The organism is Nonomuraea sp. B19D2 (genome assembly GCF_040137845.1).
Taxonomy (GTDB): Bacteria; Actinomycetota; Actinomycetes; order Streptosporangiales; family Streptosporangiaceae; genus Nonomuraea.
Window position 1 is genome coordinate 295,157 of sequence record NZ_JBEFAK010000006.1, and the last position, 17,754, is coordinate 312,910.

General features: G+C 74.2%; 15 protein-coding genes. 10 read left to right on the top strand and 5 right to left on the bottom strand.

Annotated elements, in window-relative coordinates:
- Positions 1–2: 2 nt before the first annotated feature.
- The 8 genes from ABN273_RS14505 to ABN273_RS14540 are packed head-to-tail and all read left to right on the top strand — an operon-like array spanning position 3 to position 7,622.
- The gene (locus ABN273_RS14505) at positions 3–293 is read left to right on the top strand and encodes an acyl carrier protein (RefSeq protein ID WP_349449276.1); all 291 of its coding nucleotides are present in this window, start codon (positions 3–5) and stop codon (positions 291–293) included.
- Positions 290–1,429: an acyl-CoA dehydrogenase family protein gene (locus ABN273_RS14510; protein WP_349449277.1), complete on the top strand. Its 1,140-nt coding sequence runs from the start codon at positions 290–292 to the stop codon at positions 1,427–1,429. The genes ABN273_RS14505 and ABN273_RS14510 overlap by 4 nt, the downstream gene beginning before the upstream one ends.
- Positions 1,429–2,583 (top strand): glycosyltransferase family 4 protein, encoded by a 1,155-nt coding sequence (locus tag ABN273_RS14515; RefSeq protein ID WP_349449278.1) that lies wholly within the window; start codon positions 1,429–1,431, stop codon positions 2,581–2,583. The genes ABN273_RS14510 and ABN273_RS14515 overlap by 1 nt, the downstream gene beginning before the upstream one ends.
- Positions 2,580–3,365 carry a PIG-L deacetylase family protein gene (locus ABN273_RS14520; protein ID WP_349449279.1) on the top strand — a complete coding sequence of 262 codons (786 nt, stop codon included), beginning with the start codon at positions 2,580–2,582 and terminating at the stop codon, positions 3,363–3,365. Before ABN273_RS14515 ends, ABN273_RS14520 begins: the two co-directional genes overlap by 4 nt.
- Before the next feature lies 1 nt (position 3,366).
- Complete coding sequence (locus ABN273_RS14525; protein WP_349449280.1) at positions 3,367–4,284, top strand: phytanoyl-CoA dioxygenase family protein; 918 nt, start codon at positions 3,367–3,369, stop codon at positions 4,282–4,284.
- A gap of 44 nt (positions 4,285–4,328) precedes the next feature.
- Positions 4,329–4,850 (top strand): GNAT family N-acetyltransferase, encoded by a 522-nt coding sequence (locus tag ABN273_RS14530; protein ID WP_349449281.1) that lies wholly within the window; start codon positions 4,329–4,331, stop codon positions 4,848–4,850.
- Between the two features lie 37 nt (positions 4,851–4,887).
- A complete protein-coding gene (locus tag ABN273_RS14535; RefSeq protein WP_349449282.1) occupies positions 4,888–5,835 on the top strand; it encodes a phytanoyl-CoA dioxygenase family protein in 948 nt (315 codons plus the stop codon).
- Positions 5,832–7,622 carry an ABC transporter ATP-binding protein gene (locus ABN273_RS14540; protein ID WP_349449283.1) on the top strand — a complete coding sequence of 597 codons (1,791 nt, stop codon included), beginning with the start codon at positions 5,832–5,834 and terminating at the stop codon, positions 7,620–7,622. The genes ABN273_RS14535 and ABN273_RS14540 overlap by 4 nt, the downstream gene beginning before the upstream one ends.
- 17 nt (positions 7,623–7,639) lie before the next feature.
- Here ABN273_RS14540 and speB read toward each other — a convergent pair whose 3' ends face one another.
- A complete protein-coding gene (gene speB, locus ABN273_RS14545) occupies positions 7,640–8,554 on the bottom strand; it encodes an agmatinase (RefSeq protein WP_349449284.1) in 915 nt (304 codons plus the stop codon).
- Positions 8,555–8,769: 215 nt separating this feature from the next.
- Between speB and ABN273_RS14550 the strand changes: the two genes are divergently transcribed.
- Positions 8,770–9,900 carry a YcaO-like family protein gene (locus tag ABN273_RS14550; protein WP_349449285.1) on the top strand — a complete coding sequence of 377 codons (1,131 nt, stop codon included), beginning with the start codon at positions 8,770–8,772 and terminating at the stop codon, positions 9,898–9,900.
- Positions 9,888–11,669 (top strand): TfuA-like protein, encoded by a 1,782-nt coding sequence (locus tag ABN273_RS14555; RefSeq protein WP_349449286.1) that lies wholly within the window; start codon positions 9,888–9,890, stop codon positions 11,667–11,669. The genes ABN273_RS14550 and ABN273_RS14555 overlap by 13 nt, the downstream gene beginning before the upstream one ends.
- On the opposite strand, the gene ABN273_RS14560 is transcribed toward ABN273_RS14555, so the two are convergent.
- The 4 genes from ABN273_RS14560 to ABN273_RS14575 are packed head-to-tail and all read right to left on the bottom strand — an operon-like array spanning position 11,641 to position 17,597.
- Complete coding sequence (locus ABN273_RS14560; protein WP_349449287.1) at positions 11,641–12,945, bottom strand: hypothetical protein; 1,305 nt, start codon at positions 12,943–12,945, stop codon at positions 11,641–11,643. The genes ABN273_RS14555 and ABN273_RS14560 overlap by 29 nt on opposite strands.
- Complete coding sequence (locus ABN273_RS14565) at positions 12,942–14,387, bottom strand: asparagine synthase-related protein (RefSeq protein WP_349449288.1); 1,446 nt, start codon at positions 14,385–14,387, stop codon at positions 12,942–12,944. The genes ABN273_RS14560 and ABN273_RS14565 overlap by 4 nt, the downstream gene beginning before the upstream one ends.
- Positions 14,384–16,183 carry an alpha/beta hydrolase family protein gene (locus ABN273_RS14570; RefSeq protein ID WP_349449289.1) on the bottom strand — a complete coding sequence of 600 codons (1,800 nt, stop codon included), beginning with the start codon at positions 16,181–16,183 and terminating at the stop codon, positions 14,384–14,386. Before ABN273_RS14570 ends, ABN273_RS14565 begins: the two co-directional genes overlap by 4 nt.
- Position 16,184: 1 nt before the next feature.
- A complete protein-coding gene (locus ABN273_RS14575; RefSeq protein ID WP_349449290.1) occupies positions 16,185–17,597 on the bottom strand; it encodes an asparagine synthase-related protein in 1,413 nt (470 codons plus the stop codon).
- Positions 17,598–17,754: the final 157 nt, after the last annotated feature.

Consider the following 17,754-nt stretch of genomic DNA (forward strand, 5'->3'; position numbering starts at 1 on the left):
CGGTGCCTGCGAAAGCCGTACACGGCAACGAGCGAACCCACGTGGAGCGCCGGGTCCGCGACCTGCTGGCCCGGAGGGCGGTGCTGCCCGGCGTCATCGAGTCGGTCGACGCGGAGGCCGACCTGTGGGAGCTGGGGATGGAGTCGCTCGCCATGGTGGGCGTCATGGTCGCCGTGGAGGACGAGTTCGGCATCGAGTTCCCGGACGAGCTGCTCACCCGGGAGACGTTCCGGTCGCTGTCGGTCATCACGGACGCGGTCATGAGCCTGACGCAGGAAGAAGACCGCCCGTGACGGGAGATCGCGAGAGCGCCGCCGGGGCCTGCCGGGAGCTTGCCAAGGGGGTGCTGGCCGAGCACGCCGCCGAGGTCGACAGGGACGCGCGCTTCCCCAAGGAGGCGCTGCGCGCCCTGCGCGCGCACGGCCTGCTCGCCGCCGCGGCCCCGGTGGAGCGCGGCGGCCTCGGCGCGGACGTGCCCGCGCTCGCCGGCATGGCCGCCGCCCTGGCGCGCGGCTGCGGCGCCACCGCCATGATCTGGGCGATGCACCAGGTGCAGCTCGCCTGCCTGCTCGCCTGCGACGAAGGGGCCGAGCTGCGCGAGGCCGTGACCAGGGTGGTACGCGACCAGCTCCTCATCGCCTCGGCCACCAGCGAGGCGGGCATCGGCGGCGCGCTCCGCACCAGTGCCTGCGCGGTCGAGCGCGACGGGGCCTCCGCCCGCCTGGACAAGCGCGCCACCACCGTCTCCTACGGCGTCGAGGCCGACGCCCTGCTGGTCAGCGCACGCCGCGGTCCCGGCTCACCGCCCGCTGACCAGGTCGCGGTGCTCGTCGACTCCGCGCGTACGCAGCTGGAGGTCCTGGGCGGCTGGAACCCTCTCGGCATGCGCGGGACGTGCAGCCCCGCGCTGCGGGTCCGCGCCGAGTTCGAGGACTGGCGGATCCTGCCGGTGCCGTTCGGCGACCTCGTCGCCCGGGTCATGACCCCGCTGTCCCACGTGCTGTGGTCCGGGGTCTGGTACGGGCTGGCGGCCGAGGCCGCCGACCGGGCCGTGTGCCATGCCAGGGCACGCGGGGACGGCGCGGGGCCGCCGAGCGGCAGCCTGGCCGAGATGCGCTGGCGGCTGGCAGGGCTGGAGGCGCAGCTCGACGCCGCGGCCAGGGAGACGCAGGACGTGCTGACCGGGGCCGCGGAGCCGACCGTCGCCTTCACGTTGCGGGTCAACTCGCTCAAGCTGGCCATGTCGCAGGTCGCGGTGGATGTCGCGCTGGCCGCCATGCGGGTGTGCGGCATGGCCGGCTACTCCGAGGAGGGCCCCCACTCCGTGGCCCGGCTCCTGCGTGACCTGCTGTCGGCGCCCCTGATGATCAACAATGAGCGTCTGGTGGCCATCGGCGCCCAGCTGGCCCTCGTGGCCAGGGAGCGGTGATGGGCGAGACCTGGGCACACGTGCTCCCGCCCGGCGAGGTCTTCTCGCCGGCCAGCGGGGGCTCGCTCGGCACGGTCGCCGCCGAGCTCACCCGCGAGCACGCCAGGCACGGCGGCGCCACGATGATCGTCGCCGACCGCGCCGGGGAGCACGCGTCGCGGGGGGTGCGGCTGCTGCCGTACGACAGCCCCGGGGAGACGCTGGGCGAACAGGCGCGGCGGGAGGACGACGAGTCCGCCGCGCGGGGCGAGCGCCGCGCCCACTACGCCAGGTTCGTCCGGCCGGCGCTGGATGCGCTGCCGGACGGGTTCGCCGGGCCGATCGTGCTGCACAACGCGGTCGCCGCCGTTCCCGAGCTGCGGCGGCTGCGACCGCGGGCGCGGGTGTGCCTCTATCTGCACGCCGACATGTTCCGGTCGTTCCCGGCGGCCGAGCGGGCGCGCGTGGTGGCCGAGGCGGACGTGGTGGTGTGCGTGAGCCGGTTCGTGGCCGAGCGGTTCCTCGACGGGACCGGCCTGCCGCTGACGGCCGTCACGGTGGTGCACAACGGGCACGACCCGGCCAGGTTCCACCCCGCTCCGCGGCCGCCGGGCTCGGTGCCGGTCGTGCTCTTCACCGGCCGGCTCGCCCCGGAGAAGGGGCCGATGGCGCTGATCAACGCGTGTGTGGAGCTGGCGCGCACCGGTGCCGGCTTCCGGCTGCGCATGGTCGGCAACGCCGAACTGCACGCGTCGTCGGCGCCGGACCGGTTCGAGCGCCAGGTGAAGCACCGTGCCTGCCTGCTGGGGGACCGGGTGGAGTTCTCGCCGTTCGTGGACCGCGCCGCCATCGGGGACGTGTACCGGGAGGCCGACGTGTTGTGCGTGCCCTCGCTGTGTGAGGACGCCAGCCCCCTCGTCCTCACCGAGGGCCTGGCCAGCGGTCTGGCCTGCCTGGCGAGCGCGCGCGGGGGAGTGCCGGAAGTGGGGCGGGACGCGGTGCGCTACTTCGACTACCGGCGGCCCGGCGACCTCGCCCGGCAGCTCGGGCGCCTGATCAGCGAGCCGGGCCTGCGGGCCGAGCTGGGGCGGCGGGCGCTGCGCCGCGGGCGCGAGCTGACCTGGGAGAGCCGCTACCGGTTGTTGCGGTCGCGGCTGGCGGAGGTGCCCCGATGAGCCGGCCGGTGCTCGTGGTGTCCGCGCACCTCGACGACGCCGTCCTGTCCTGGGGCGGCACGATCGCCGCGCTCACCGGGCGAGGGGTGCGGGTGGTGGTGCTCACCGTGTTCGCCGGGTGCGCGGGCGATCCGCTGCCGCCGTACGCCGAGCAGTACCACACCTGGTGGCGGGCGGCCTGCGCGATGGCCGGTGACACGGCGGCCGGCGGGATGCGGCTGCGTCGCGATGAGGACGTGCGGGCGTGCGCGGTGCTCGGCGCCGAGCCCGTGCACCTGGACTTCCTCGAGGCGCTGTACCGGCGCGGAGCCGGCGGGTCGCCCCGCTGCTGCGCCGGGGACGACCTGTTCTCGCCGCCGGGGCCGGACGACCTCGTGCTGGAGAAGGCCGTCGCCGCCGAACTGGGCGGCTGGATCGCCCGGCTGGCGCCGGGAGAGGTGCACGCGCCCGCGGCGATCGGCGGCCATCTCGACCACGTGCTGACGGCGCGCGCCTGCGAGTCGGCGCTGCGCGACGCCGCGGACGAGCCGCGGGCGCGCTGGTACGAGGACCTCCCGTACGCACTCGAACCACCTGACAACGGCCCGGCGGCCGTCTCCCCCCTGACGGACGACGACTGGCGGCGCAAGATCGAGGCCGCCGCCGCGTACCGGTCACAGCACCCCATGCTCTGGGACGACGACTGGCCCGACCGGCTGCTCGCGCACGCCCGAGAGGTGGGCGGAGGAAGTCCGGGCGAACGTCACTGGGACACCGCACCGGCCCCGGATGGAGATCATTGACATGCCCGAGAAGCCCGTTGATAACATCCTGCCCGTCTCCGGAGCCGGAGGTCATATGGCCCTCGCCCAGCAGGAACAGCACGCACCGTCCCCGTCCGTCCGGTCCTTCGACGTCTCGCCCGACCAGGCCACGTGGCTGCCCGCCGCGAGCGAGGCGCTCGCCGCCGACGGCGCGGTGCTGCTCACCGGCACGGGCCTGGCCGGCATGGCCCGCGAGGTCGGCGAGCGCATGCTCGCGGAGGTCCCCCTGCTGGTGGAGTACCACGACGCCCTCATGGCCTACGACGACGGCCACATGCGGCACCGCCCGCCTGGCGGGAGCGACGGGCACGTGACGGCGTTCCTCGGCCATCCGGCCGTGCTCGCCCTGTGCCGCGAGCCGTTGACGGCGCCCCGCGTGCTCAGCTACCACGGGCACACCGTGCTCCCCGGCTCCAGGCCGCAGCCGGTCCACGCCGACTGGGAGCCGCTGTGGCCGCAGAGCGCGACCGGCCACCCGCCGTTCATGCTGGCCGTCAACATCGCGCTGGTGGACACCGGCGAGGACAACGGCAGCATCGAGGTCTGGCCGGGCACTCACCACCTCGCCTCCCAGGACGTCTACCGCCACGGCTCGCTGTGCGTACGCGAGGAGCTCCTGGCGGAACGGCGGCGGGCACGACCGCCAGAGCGCGTCGCCATGCGCGCCGGTGACGTGCTGGTACGCGACGTGCGCCTGTGGCATCGGGGCACCACGAACGCGACCGGCACCGCACGACCGATGTTGTGGCTGCTGCTGGCCGCCCCCTGGCTGCGTGCCGAGCCGTCGGTGCTCCTGGAGGCCGGCGTGCGCGGCGAGGTCGAGGCGCTGCCCGTCGAGGTGGCCGCCGAGTACGTCGGCCACCCGGTCGGCGCCCTGTCCGAAGGCGGGGCGGAGTGAGCACCGCGCCGTCCCCGTCCCGACCGTTCCCTCAGGGAGGGCAGTTGCCGTACGAGGTCCGCCTGATCACCGAGCAGGACATCGAAGAGGTGCTCGTGCTGTGGGGGTTGAACGCCGGTGAGCATGTGCCCCTGCTCTCCTATGATCGCTGGGGGCCGGGTGTGGCCGTGCCGGCGCGGCCCGAGGTGACGGAGGTGGAGGCGTTCACCCGTGACCCGCTCGACGGCACCAGGGACCTGCTCCGCGCCGCGCTCACCGACGAGCTGTCGTTCTGCCTGGTGGCCGACACGGGGCACGAGCTGGAGGGGTTCCTGACCGGGGAGCTGCACACCCAGTCCGTCAACGACTTCCGCATCGGCTCCGTCCGCGAGCTCTACGTACGTCAGGAGAGCCGGCGCCGCGGCATCGGGTCCGCCCTCGTGGCGGGCGCGATCGCGGAGTTCCGCCGGCGGCGGGCGCGGATGTTCCGCGCCGAGGTCAACCCCGACTGGAAGGACGGCATGGCGTTCTGGCGGGCACGGAGCGCGTGGCTGCAGGACGCGGTGGTGTTCAACCACTACGAGTGAGCAGCCCACCCAACCATCCGCGACACGCCTGGGGAGCATGATGAGCCTGCAGAACGACGGCGTCACAGTGGTCGCCGAGGACTCCACCCCGATCGCCGGCGACCCTGACGCGCTCCGGCGGCGCCTTCGGGAGCACGGCATGCTGCTGTTCAGGGGCCTGCTGCCGGAGGCGCGGCTGGCCGAGCTGCGCGCCCGGTTCACCGAGGTGCTGCGCCGCCACGAGTGGCTGGCCGATGACGGGCAGGACGCCGAGCCGCGCCCGGCCGCGAACCGCCGTGACGGCAGCCCCCGCTGGTGGCGCATGTACGAGGATCTGCAGCGGGTCGAGCTGATGCACGAACTGGCGCACGCGCCAGAACTCGTTGAGGTGATGCGGGCCATCCTCGGCAAGCAGCTGCTGAACCACACGCGGCGCCAGGTCAGCCTGGTGCATCCCGGCTTCTGGATCCCGCCGCACCAGGAGCACACCTACGTCCAGGGCACCCCGGACGTGCTGACCGCCTGGGTGCCGTTCACCCCGTTCCCGGCGGACGACGGCACGCTGCGCGTGCTGCGGGAGCCCTCCGTGCCCGGGGTGCGCCCGCTGACCGTGCTGGACACCGGCGGGGTCGAGGCCGTGGTCGAGCCGGGCGAGGGTGACTGGTGGCGGGCCCCGGACCTGGGGCCGGGCGACGTGGTCGTGGTGCACGCGCTGGCGACGCGGGCGGTGGACGAGAACCTCTCGCCGTACCTGCGCGGCGCCGTGGAGTACCGCTACCAGTCGTCGCGCGAGCCGGTCTGCTTCGCCTCGCTGCGCCCGCACCACTACCCCCGGGTGCCCGGCTGGGAGGACCTGGCGGCGGGCTGGGCCGAGAGGCGCTGGCTACGGGTTCCGCTGCGGGTCCGGCAGGTGGACTTCCTGCTGCCCGAACGGCAGGAGAGCTGGCACGAGCTCCTTCCGCGCCCGACGTCGCGGCTGCTCGACGTGGAGCCCGGCCGGACGTGACATCAACTGGCCGGCCCAGCAAAGGGGGCGGGGCCGGCGCGGCGAGGGTGGCGATCCGGCTCTGCTTCGAGGCGTCACCCAGGCTCCTCGTTCTCGTCCTGCTGCTGTCCACGGCCGTGTCCACGCTGCCCGCGGCGCTCCTGCTCATCGTGCGCGAGATCGTCGATGCCTTCTCGCACGGCCAGGACGGCCGGGCGACGGCGTGGATCCTGGTGCTCGGCGGGCTGACCGCGATGCGGGTCGCGCTGGGCGCGCTGTTGTCGGTGCGCCGCGAGGAGCTGACCGAGCTGGTCGGCATCACCTCCGAGCAGCGCCTGCTGCGGGTCACCGGCTTCGCGCCGCTGGAGCGGTTCGACGATCCGGCCTGGTACGACGCGGTCTCGCGGGCACACGACGGCGTGACCTGGCGGCCGGCCGCCATCGCCGGGATCCTCATCGAGTTCTGCGGCCAGATCGTCTCGCTGGCCGGCATGGTGGGCGTGCTGGCCGTACTGGACCTCCGGCTCATCGGCCTGGCCCTGCTGGCGGGGGTGCCGCTGCTGGTGCAGCGGCGGCTGGAGGCCAGGGCCGTCTACCTCGCGCGACGGGGCACCACCGAGCTGGAGCGCCGCCGTGACTACCTCACCGAGCTGCTCGTCCGCTACGACCTGGCCAAGGACGTGCGCAGCTACGGGCTGGCCACGCCGTTCGCGCGGATGCACGACGACGTCAGCCGCCGCGCTCTGCGGGCCGTCGTCGCGGCGAGCCGCCACAGCGTGGCCCGCGGGCTGGTCGCGGGCGTGCTGAGCGCCGTGTGCCTGGTGGTGGCCTACTACCTCGCCGCCGGTCAGGCGCAGTCAGGAGCGCTGACGGCGGCCGAGCTGTTCCTGGTCTTCACCGCCTTCAGCACCCTGGTGAACAGCACGGTCGACCTGTTCACCATCGTGGTGGACATCGAGGAGCACGCCGCGTACCTCACCGACTTCGTCGCGCTGGCGTACGGGGCGCCGCTGCCCGCTGAGCGCGCGTCCGCGGCTCCGCCCGCCGCCCCGGGCCAGGTGCCGAAGGTCGAGTTCCAGGGCGTCGGGTACGCCTACGCCGGCGGGTCGCCGGTGCTGCGCGAGGTGTCGTTCACGCTCGAGCCCGGCGAGTTCACCGTGCTGGTGGGACGCAACGGCGCGGGCAAGTCCACGCTCGTCAAGCTCCTGCTCGGGCTGCTCAGCCCCGTCAGCGGGCGGATCCTGATCGACGGGGCCGACCTGATGGAGCTGGACCCGGCACGGCTGCGGGAGCTGATCGGCGTGCTCTACCAGGAGTACGGACGCTACGAGTTCACGGTGGCCGAGTCGGTCCGGCTGGGACGGGCGGACCGGCCGCTGGACCGCGACCGGCTCGGCTTCGCGCTGCGGGCCGGCGGGCTCGACGGGCTCGTCGAACGGCTGCCGCACGGAGCCGACAACCCGGTCGGCCGGATGTTCCCTGGGGCCCGCGACCTGTCCGGCGGCCAGTGGCAGCGCCTGGCGCTGGCGCGGGTGCTCTACCGCGACGCGCCCGTCTGGGTGCTGGACGAGCCCACCGCGGCGCTCGACGTGCAGGCCGAGGCCGCCCTGATCCAGCGCCTGCGCGCGGAGCGCGGCAGGCGGACCGTCCTGCTGATCACCCATCGGCTGGAGACGGCGCAGACCGCGGACCGCGTGCTCGTGCTGGATGACGGGGTCCTGGTGGAGCACGGCCCGCACGAGGAGCTGATCGCGCGCGGCGGCAGCTACGCACGCCTCTGCGCCGAGTACGCCGCCCGATCCGATTAGCCCGCGGCCCTGCTCTGCTAGCCCGCGGCCCTGCGCTGCGCCGTGGCGGCCAGGAACTCCAGCACGCAGCGGTTCGCCACCAGCGCGGTGACGTCGGCGTGGTCGTACGGCGGCGCGACCTCCATGACGTCCATGCCCACGACGTCGGTGTTGCGGACCAGGTCGCGGATGCCGGCGAGCAGCTCCCTGCTGGTCAGCCCACCGGGCTCGGGGGTGCCGGTGCCGGGCGCGTACGAGGGGTCCAGCACGTCGATGTCGATGGAGATGTAGACCTTGCCGGTGACCGTGGAGATCACCTGCTGGACGATGTCCGTGAGCCCGGTCTCGTCCACGTCCATCATGGTCCAGTGCTCGACGCCGTTCTCCCCGGCCCAGGCGAAGGTCTCCCTGGACGGGCCGTAGCCGCGCAGCCCGATCTGGAACACCTGGTTGGTCAGCCCTTCCTCGATGACCCGCCGGACCGCCGTGGCGTGGGTGAGCAGGCGTTCCGGGCCGCCGTCCCAGGTGTCGGCGTGGGCGTCCCAGTGCACGAAGCTCACCGGGCCGTGTTTGTCCGCCACGGCGCGCAGCACCGGCAGCAGCACCGAGTGGTCGCCGCCGAGCACGACTACCTGCTCCGTCACGGACATGAGCTCCCGCACCCACTTCTCCGCGGCGTTCAGGTTGCGGTCGTGCTGGCCGGGGGTGACGGGCACGTCGCCCACGTCGACGATCCGCAGGTGCTCGAAGATCTCGGTCTCCAGCCCGACGTGGTAGAGGTTGCCGGCGATGAGGTTGGACGCCTCGCGGATGGCCGCGGGACCGAAGCGCGCGCCCGGCCGGCCGCCCGTGCCCGAGTCGATGGGCACACCCAGCACCACCACGTCACTCGGACGCCCCTCGAACCTGCCGTCATTTGACGGGGGAATGTCATGAAACGTCCGCGTGGGCACTCATATCCCCAATCGCACACTTGTCTCTTTGGTTATCGGTGGGCAGCATAGGTCAAAGATCGCGCGCACAACACCGTCCGCCGGACGTGGCCATAAGGGGAAATCTCATCTCTGGTTCTGATATTGGGGAAATATCCGGCCGCTGGGCCCCCAAATGGGCCGCCGAGTGGGCGTGGCCGATCCGCAAGGAGTACCGCGACGGCACGGATCGAGCGGTGAGCCCGGCCGCGACCCTCGACAGGGTGTCACCGGCCATGGCCGTCGCCGGCATCACCCGCGTGGCGAACGTGACCGGCATGGACCGGATCGGGATCCCGGTCTGGTGCGCGATCCGCCCCGCGTCGCGGAGCCTGGCCGTCTCCCAGGGCAAGGGCGTCACCGCGGACGCCGCGAAGGTCTCGGCGATCATGGAGTCGCTCGAACTGTGGCACGCCGAGACCCACCACCTCCCCCTCCGGTACGACAGTTACCGCGCGCTCGCGGCCCGCGGCGAGGCGGTCCTCGACCCGATGACCCTCGTTCGCTGCCCGTGCAGCGAGTACGCCCCGGACCGCGCGATGCGCTGGGTGCGCGGCTGGGACCTGATGGGACGCGAGCCGGTGTGGGTGCCGTACGAGGCGGTGCACTGCGACTGGCGGGTGCCGATCGCGCCGGGCGACCACGCCGTGCAGAACGGATCCAACGGCCTGGCCTCCGGCAACAGCCTCATCGAGGCCGCCGTCCACGCCCTGTGCGAGCTCGTCGAGCGCGACGCCATCGTCGCCGCGCAGGACGCCGGCGACCTGCTCGCCGCGCGGCGGATGGTGCGCCCAGAGTCGATCGACGACGCCGGCTGCCTGGCCCTGCTCGAACGGTTCCGCCAGGCCGGGATCGACGTGCTGGTCTGGGACCTGACCTCGGAGACCGGGGTGCCCGTCTTCAACTGCCTGGCCGTGGAGACCGACACGCCCTGGTACCACCCGCTGCCCCAGACGCAGGGCTCCGGCTGCCATCCCCGCCGGTCCATCGCGCTGTCCCGTGCGCTCACCGAGGCGGCGCAGGCCCGGGCCACCGTGATCGTGGGGTCCCGCGACGACATCGGCCGCGACCGGCAGAGCTGGTACTTCGACCCGGAACAGCGGCGCGCCGTCGGCGACGCGGTCCGCGACCGGCCGTCGCGCGACTACACCGAGGTGCCGGACGTCGACCACCCGACGATCAACGAGGACCTGGACTGGCTGGTGGCCCGGCTGGCGGCCACCGGGGCCGCGTCCGCCGTGGTCGTCGACCTGACGATCGAGGACCTGGGACTGCCGGTGGTCAAGGCGGTCGTGCCGGGACTGCGGTGGCGGCCATGGGAAGAGTGAGCGCGGACACCCGGCGTCCGCCGGTGGTCTTCCTGGGGCCCACGTTGCCGGCCGAGGAGGCCGCGCGCATCCTGCCCGCCGACTACCGGCCGCCCGCCGAGCTGGGCAGCGTCTACCGCGCGGCCCGCGAGCGCCCGGCCGCCATCGGGATCGTGGACGGGTACTTCGAGCGCGTCCCCGCCGTCTGGCACAAGGAGATCCTCTACGCCCTCTCGCTCGGGATCAGGGTGTACGGGGCGGCGAGCATGGGCGCGCTGCGGGCCGCCGAACTGGCTGCGTTCGGCATGATCCCCGTGGGCGAGGTGGCGGAGCAGTACCGCCTCGGACTCCTGACCGACGACGACGAGGTCGCGGTGCTGCACGCCCCGGCGCAGGGCGGATACCGGCCCATGTCGGAGCCCATGGTCAACATCAGGGCGACGTTGTCGGCCGCCGTCCGGGAGGCGGTTATCGACGAGGACGTCGCCGCCGTGCTGGCGGCACGCGCCAAGGACCTGTACTACCCCGACCGGGACTGGGCGGCGCTGCTCGACGTCGCCGCAGGTTCCGAGGCCGCGGCGCAGGTCGCCCGGCTGCGCGCGTGGCTGCCCACGGGCACGGTGGACCAGAAGAGGCTGGACGCCGAGCGGCTGCTGGCCGAGATGCGGCGGTGGCTCGAGGCGGGAGGCGGTTCGCCCGCGACGCCGCCCCGGCCGTTCGAGCAGACGGAGAACTGGCGGGAGCTCGTCGTCGGCGATGCCACTCCCGGGGCCACTCCCGGGGCCACTCCCGGGGCCGCTCCCGGGGCCGCTCCCGGGGGCCCGCCGCCGGGAGCGGCCGGTGGTGACGGGCGAGTGGCCGGCGGACGGCGCGGCCAGGGGCGAGAGGAGTCCGGGGCAGTGAACGGTGACGGCAGGCCGATGATCAGCGAGAGGCCGGAGGAGAGCGCGCCGCGCCGGCCCGCCGGGACGGTGATCCGCGCGGCCGAGGTGCCGCGGCGACATGTCACGGACATCGCCGACGTGCTCGAGCTGGAACGGGGCCGCCGGCCGGTCCTCATCGAAGGCGCCCTGGACGGCTGGCCCGCCCTGGACCGCTGGAACCCGGACTACTTCAGGGAGAAGGCCGGGGGAACGCGGGTGCCCGTCGAGTTCTACCCCTCCGGCTCCTACTACGGCAGCTGGGTGCAGGCTCCCCTGCGCATGGACCGCTACCTCGACATCCTCACCTCACCCGGGGAGGCCGAGCGCTGCTACCTCGCCCAGGTGCCGCTGCTGGACCTGCTGCCGGAGCTGGCGGACGACCTGTCGGTGCCCGGCTGCCTGTCCGGGGCGCCGGAGCTGGGACTGGCGTTCTTCCTGGGCCGCGACACGGTGACCGCCCTGCACTACCACAGCAACGAACAGGCCCTGCTGTGCCAGGTGAGCGGGGCCAAGGAAGTGCTGCTGTATCCGCCGGAGGATCACCGGTTCCTGAATTTCCATCCGTGGTATTCGTACCGGTTCAATTTCAGCCGGATAGATTTCTCCGCCGTATCGGATGGGCCTGGTTCGCCGGTGCGGTGCACCGTACGAGCGGGTGAGGTCCTTTACATCCCCCTTTACTGGGGGCACCTCGTTGAAGGGCCGGGCACCACGTCGTCGGTGACGTTCTTCTGGCAGCCCACCACCGGGCGCACCTGGCGGTCGCCCGGCATGCGGCTGCGGGCCGCCGTGGGCGGGGCCGTGCGGCGCCGCTTCGTCAGCCCGTTCAGCGAGACGTTCAACCGCCGCTTCGGTCTGGGCGGCTGACCCGCTCGGCCCCCGACAGCCACTCCTCCAGGAGCGCCAGCCGGGCCTGCGCGTCCACCGGTACGCCGTCGCCCGGAGCCAGCAGCCCGAGCTTGCGGCAGAGCGGATACTCGCCCGCCTCGCCCGGGACCGCGATGGGCGCCGCCGACGGGGGCGCGGTGGGAAGCGCGCCCCGGGCGGCCTGGGGGACGAGCGAGCCCAGCAGCCCGTTGCGCCGCAGGTGGGGCGTGGGCCGGCGCGCGTCGTACCGGGCCTCCGGGGGTAGCCGGAGTGCCCACGCGGTGAAGCCCGGATCGAGGAACGGCGACGTGCGCGGGACGGGCGCGGCGGCGGCCACCGCGGCCGGGAGCGGCCCGGCGAAGCGCGCCATGCGGGCCCGTACGTACGCGCGGACCGGGTCGCGGTCGCCGGCGAGACACTCGGCCAGCCGGCGGATCCAGCCGGCCGTCCACGCCTCCACGTGGGCGCGCAGGCCGGGCGCGAGCACGCGTGGCGCCTCTCCCAGCGCCTGCGCGAACGGCGCCAGGGCCACGTGCAGGCGGGCACGCAGCCGGCGTGCCCGCGCGCCCCGGCCCAGCACGGCCGCGGCGTCCGCGAGTGCCGCGGTGACGCCCTCGGCCTGCCACCGGTCGGCCAGCTGGCGGCCGGTGGCTCCCATCCCCGTGCGGCTGGCGGGCACCGGAAGGGGGCCGGACTGGAGGAGCTCCTCGCAGCCGTCCGCGGTGAGGAGCACCGTCGCTCCGAGCTGCGTGGCCCTGGCCTCGGCCGCCCGCACCAGCGGCGTCCGCGCCAGGTCGGGCGCGACGGGGTTCGACGCGGTGGGACCCGGTCCGAGCAGCCGGTCGGCTTCGGCCAGGAGGAACCGGTGGTGTCCGCCGAGGAGCGCGAGGACCTGCTGCGCCGGCACGGCCACGCTCGCTCCGTGCGGGTCGGGGTGGTCGGCCACCACGACGCTCACCTCGGCGCCCGCCGCCCGGCCCGCCGCCACCAGCAGCGCCGTAGCGCCGAGGCTCCCGTCGTACAGGACGGCCACCGACCGGTGCGGGCTGACGGCCCGGCGGACGGCGTCCGCCAGCCGCTCGCCCAGCTCGCGGGGGTCGGCCGTGCCTGTGCCGATTTCATTCGCTGCGCCCTGGCCGGTGGCGTCCTGCCACGGAGAGGCGGGGTACACCCCCAACGCCAGTGACGGGCGCGACAGGTACAGCGCCAACGCGGCCACGTCGATCCTCCCCAGAGCCTCCCCGCTCACGGGGAAGTCCGCGGCGGGCCGGCTCACGCCGTCGCCCCGATGCCGGCCACGCGTGCTCCGCGCGCCTCCGCGCCGCGCAGCCACAGCTCCACCGCGCTGGCCGTGGCGACCTCGAACGTGTCCCGGCACCGCGTCCGCCAGTCCGGCCGCAGCAGCCCCCGCTCGACGGCCAGCGACGGTTCCACCCGCGTCAGCCGCCAGTACCGGGCGTACGACTGCGCGCCGCGCTGCCGGTACGGCGGCAGCACGGAGCCGATCCCCTCCGGGAGCAGGTCGGCGACCAGCCGTTTCCTGCGCAGGTACTCGTTCTCGTACGCCGCCGAGTAGCGGGCGGCCAGCGGCAGGTGGAGTGCGTACTCGGCGAAGGCGGGGTCATAGTACGGAGCGGCCTCGGGCAGCTCGGTGGCCGGCACCACGACGTCGTACGGGAACGTCCGGTGGATCATCAGCGCCTCCGCCCACGACGCGCCCGCCTCGGCGGCGACCCTCGCCGACTCCCGCCGGTAGTCCTGCTCCCACGCGCACGCCTGTTCGTGGACCTCTTCGGTCAGCAGGGCCGAGCCGGGCTCCCGCGTCCGCTGCGGCCACGCGGTCGGCCAGTAGAGCGCGGCGGAGATCCCGCGGTTCAGCCGTCCGGCCAGCACCGCCGTCAGCTCCCGCAGGGGAGGCCCGCCGCCGGCCGAGGCGTCCCTGAGGTACGCGGCCAGGCCGCCGAGGGAGCCCCGGCCGAGCAGCCGTGCGGCCAGGTAACCGGGAGCCTCCAGCAGCTGGTCGGCGCCGCTGCCATGGAGCAGGACCTGCGCTCCCGCGTCGGCGGCGAGCTCGGCCATGCCGCGGTGCAGCCGGGGGAAGCCGTCGAAGCGGGGGCCGTGCTCGCACCAGTCCGGCTCCGGCCAGCGCCGGGGAGCCGCGTCCACGCGCAGGTGGAGGCAGCGGAGCCCGAGGAACTCCAGCAGCCGGTCCACCACTGTCTTGGGCCGGCGCCCCCGGTCGTCCGGGATGTCCATGGTGACGGTCAGCAGCCGCCGATCGGTACGGCGGCAGACCCGGGCGGTGACGGCGAGCAGGGCGGCGGAGTCCAGCCCGCCCGAGGTGGCGACCGCCACGTGCTCCCGGTCGCCGATCGCCCGCTCGACCGCGGCTTCGAGCCGGTCGCGCAGCTCGCCGGGGCGGGCGTGGCCGCGGGGCCGGGGCGGCGCGTGCCGTACGCGCTCGAGACCGGCCCACGGCGCGGCCGGGAACAGATCGGTGCTCAGCGCCGGCCAGGTGAACCAGGTGGCCAGCGCGGCCAGGGAGTAGGCGCCACCGGCGCCCGGCGGGCCGGCGGCACGCCCTGAGCCGGTCTCCCGGTAGGCAGGGCCGCTCACGAACGGCGAGAGCCGGTCGGGGGCCGCGGTGTAGCGGAAGGACGGGCGCTCCGCGGCGGCAACCCGCGGCGGAGTCAGGTGCGCGTGCTGAGGGCTGGTCATGTGCGCCTCTCTGCGAGGTGGAACGCGAGCTGGCGGCCAACCACCCGGGCGAGCCGGATCCGGTTGGCGGGGCGGGTGATGCCGTGGCCCTCGCCGGAGAGCACCAGGCAGTGGTGGGGATGGCGGTGTTCGGCGAGCGCGGCGGCCATGGCGGTGGAGTGGGTCCAGGGGACCAGCGGGTCGTCCCGGCCGTGCACCAGCAGCACCGGCGTGTGGCAGCCGGCGGCGTGGGTGAGGGGCGAGCGGGCACGCAGCCGGTCGGCGTCGCCTTCCGGGTCGCCCACGCGGTACAGGAAGTGCGCCCGCTCGTGGTGTGACGACTGCTTGACGTGCCGCAGGAACGCCACCAGGTCGGTGGGTGCGCAGACGGCCACGGCCAGCGCGAATGCCTTCGGCCGGGCGGTCGCGGCCATGAGCGCCGCGTACCCGCCGTACGACTGCCCCATGATGGCCACCCGGTCCGGGTGCGTGTGCCCTTGCGCGACCGCCCAGCGCAGCGTGTCCTCCAGGTCGTCGTGCATCCTGCCGCCCCAGTCGGCGCGGCCGAGGTCCAGGAAGCGGGTGCCGTACCCCTCCGAGCCGCGGAAGTTGACGCGCAGGGACGCGTACCCGAGCTCGGCCAGCCACTGGGCCTGCGGCGACAGGCCGTACGAGTCCCGCGACCACGGGCCTCCGTGCACCAGCAGCACGGTCGGGTACGGCGGCGCGAGGCCGACCGGGGTGACCAGGTAGCCGTCGAGCACGAGGCCGTCGCGTGCCGGAACGGCCACGGTGGCGGTGGGCGCGATGACCCGCCGGCTCGCCGCGCGGGTGATCCGCGCGGCCAGGCCGGGTTTCGGCCGCTCCGGGGTGAACGGATGTGCGGTGCCCGTGCCGCGCTCCCACAGCAGGTGCCCGGAATCGAGCTGGACGAGCCAGGTGGCGTTGTCCCGCGTCAGGCCCACGAGTTCGAGCTCGCCCGGATGACGAGCGGTGAGCTCGGCCAGGTCCGCGGCCAGCTCGGGGTCGAGCGCGCGGTGGCCCTGGCGGGCTCCCGACACCAGCGCGAGTTGCGGGACACGCGTCACCGGATGCAGCACGACGTCGAGGTCGTGCTCGCCGTCTTCGAGCACGGTCCGCACCTTGCCGGTACGGAGGTCCAGCAGGCGCACGCCGAGGAAACCGCCACGGCAGGGGCCGGACAGGTAGAGGCCCTGACCGTCCGCCGTGACGTCGACCGGGTGGGTGACCAGGGAGCCGGGTGGCCGCGAGCGCCACACCTCGCACCAGGTGTCCGCCTCCGCCGCGTACACCACGAGGGAACCGTCGCCGGCCCGGGCGGTGGCCGCGCACGGCCGGTCGCCGGCGTCGCTGAACAGGCGGCCTGCCGTGCCGGCCCCTGGCACACGACGGGCCGGTCCGCGGGGCGAGGACAGGATGTGCCACGCCGGTCGCCCGTCCGCGTCGGCGCCGCTCAGCAGCAGGCTTCGCAGCCGCGGCTGGTCGCGGTCCACGACGTGGATCCGGTCGGCTGCCTCCGGCGTGACGTCGGTCGTCCGTCCGCTGGCCTCGTCGTACACGATCACCCGGTCGGTCTGGCCGGCCACGACCGCGAGCAGCGCGCCGCCCCCGGGCCACCAGGCGTGATCGGCGATCCGGACGCGCCCGAGCGGAAGCCTGCGCACGCCGTGCTCCCGCCGCCAGACGAACAGGCCCGGCTCCTGCTCACTCTGCCAGCTCACCGCCCGGCCGTCGGGTGACAGGGCGAGGTTGACGGCCGGTTCGGCGCCGAACCACCTGCGTGCCGCGCCGCGCATGCTATCGGGCGGCCACCGGCTCGGCGCCGGCTTCCAGCGCACCCGCCACCCACCGCTCCACGTTGCGCACCACGATGGGCAGCCGCGGATGGACCCGCTCCAGGTCGAGCCGGTCCATCGGCTGGATCAGCCCCAGCTCCTCGACCAGGAGCGGCCCCTCGGGCAGCACGTCGAGCACGTATCGCCGGAAGGCGTCGGAGTAGCTCTGCTTGTAGCCCGGCAGCAGCGGACGCAGCGCGGGCGGCAGCAGGCGCAGGTGCAGCGCCTTGTACCACTGGTACGGGTACGGCCCCACGGCCTGGAACCGGGTGGCCGGCGGCAGCCCGAAGGCGTACCGCACGAACAGCTCGTCCACGAACGGCGAGCGCTGCCGGATCGGCGCCCCGAGCGGATGCGCGTCGTACGCCCAAGGGAAGATGGAGTCGCGCAGGCTGGCCGTCGCCCAGTCCCCGCCGGCCTGCTGGAACGACTCGAACCTGCCCGCCAGCCAGTGCTCGGTCCATGCCCGGACGGACTCCCGGTAGACGTCGGCGAGCACCGAGGGACGTCCGCTGTTGACGACGTCGCGCAGCGCGGTCGCCACGTACAGCTGGAAGGAGAGCTGCGGCGGCAGCCGTCGCGCCACGAGCGCGGCCGCCTCGCCCGCCACCTCCACCAGGGAGTCGCCCTTGCCGAAGGCCGCGAGATAGCTGCGCAGGTCGCGCCATTTGCGCCCGCGTGCCAGGGAGGCGGACAGGTGGTTCCACGCGCCGAGCACCTCGTCGCCGCCCTGGCCGCTGAGCAGGACGGTCGCCCCGATGTCCGCGGCGTGGTCCACGGTGGCCTGGTGCAGGCGCGTGTAGTAGTCGTGCCGGGGGCCGAGCGGCGACCATCGCGGCTCGGGCAGCGCCTGCCACTCGGCGGGCAGGACGTGCAGGTCGCAGGAGATGTCCACGGCCTGGAGCTGCCGGTGGACCAGGGCGGCGGTGGCCTTGCCGAACTGGTCGCGCAGGTTCCACACGACCGCGCTCAGCCGCCGTCCCTCCCGCTGGGCCTGCCGCCAGGCGTGCACGAAGACGGCCCACGAGTCCATGCCGCCCGAGAGCAGCACCACGGCGGATTCCGCATCGCCCAGGCAGCGGGAGACGGCCGCGGCGAACTCCTCGCCCAGTGCCGACTCGTCGGAGGAGCCGAGTGGCGGCAGATCGAGGGGCGGGCGGTGCCGTACCACGCCCTCCCAGGGGCACTCGGGCGGGAACTCCGCCTCGAACGGCAGCCCGTCCAGCAGCAGCGCCAGCCGCTCCAGCGAGAACCGCTTCGCGGACGTGACCAGGCGCAGCGGATCGTGGTCGAGCGCGCCGTCCTCCGTTCGCGAGTAGAGGGGCTCGGACAGGATGTCCGAAACCCCTCCAGACGTGCTGAGTTCTGATCGCAAGGAACGGTTACCGCTTCTTGTTCAGCATCTTGCGGGATGCCCGGAACGTGGCCCAGAACTCAGAAACTGCCCGGACATTGCGGCGGACCGCCGACTCGCTCGGCTGGACGGCGTTGGCGACGAGGAGATTGCCGCCGCACCGGCGAACGCCACCACA

Excerpts from the sequence above, each read along its gene's own strand:
- ABN273_RS14515 (WP_349449278.1), top strand. The coding sequence starts at position 1,429 with ATGGGCGAGACCTGGGCACACGTGCTCCCGCCCGGCGAGGTCTTCTCG.
- ABN273_RS14520 (WP_349449279.1), top strand. The coding sequence starts at position 2,580 with ATGAGCCGGCCGGTGCTCGTGGTGTCCGCGCACCTCGACGACGCCGTC.
- ABN273_RS14525 (WP_349449280.1), top strand. The coding sequence starts at position 3,367 with ATGCCCGAGAAGCCCGTTGATAACATCCTGCCCGTCTCCGGAGCCGGA.
- ABN273_RS14535 (WP_349449282.1), top strand. The coding sequence starts at position 4,888 with ATGATGAGCCTGCAGAACGACGGCGTCACAGTGGTCGCCGAGGACTCC.
- ABN273_RS14555 (WP_349449286.1), top strand. The coding sequence starts at position 9,888 with ATGGGAAGAGTGAGCGCGGACACCCGGCGTCCGCCGGTGGTCTTCCTG.
- ABN273_RS14565 (WP_349449288.1), bottom strand. The coding sequence starts at position 14,387 with ATGACCAGCCCTCAGCACGCGCACCTGACTCCGCCGCGGGTTGCCGCC.
- ABN273_RS14570 (WP_349449289.1), bottom strand. The coding sequence starts at position 16,183 with ATGCGCGGCGCGGCACGCAGGTGGTTCGGCGCCGAACCGGCCGTCAAC.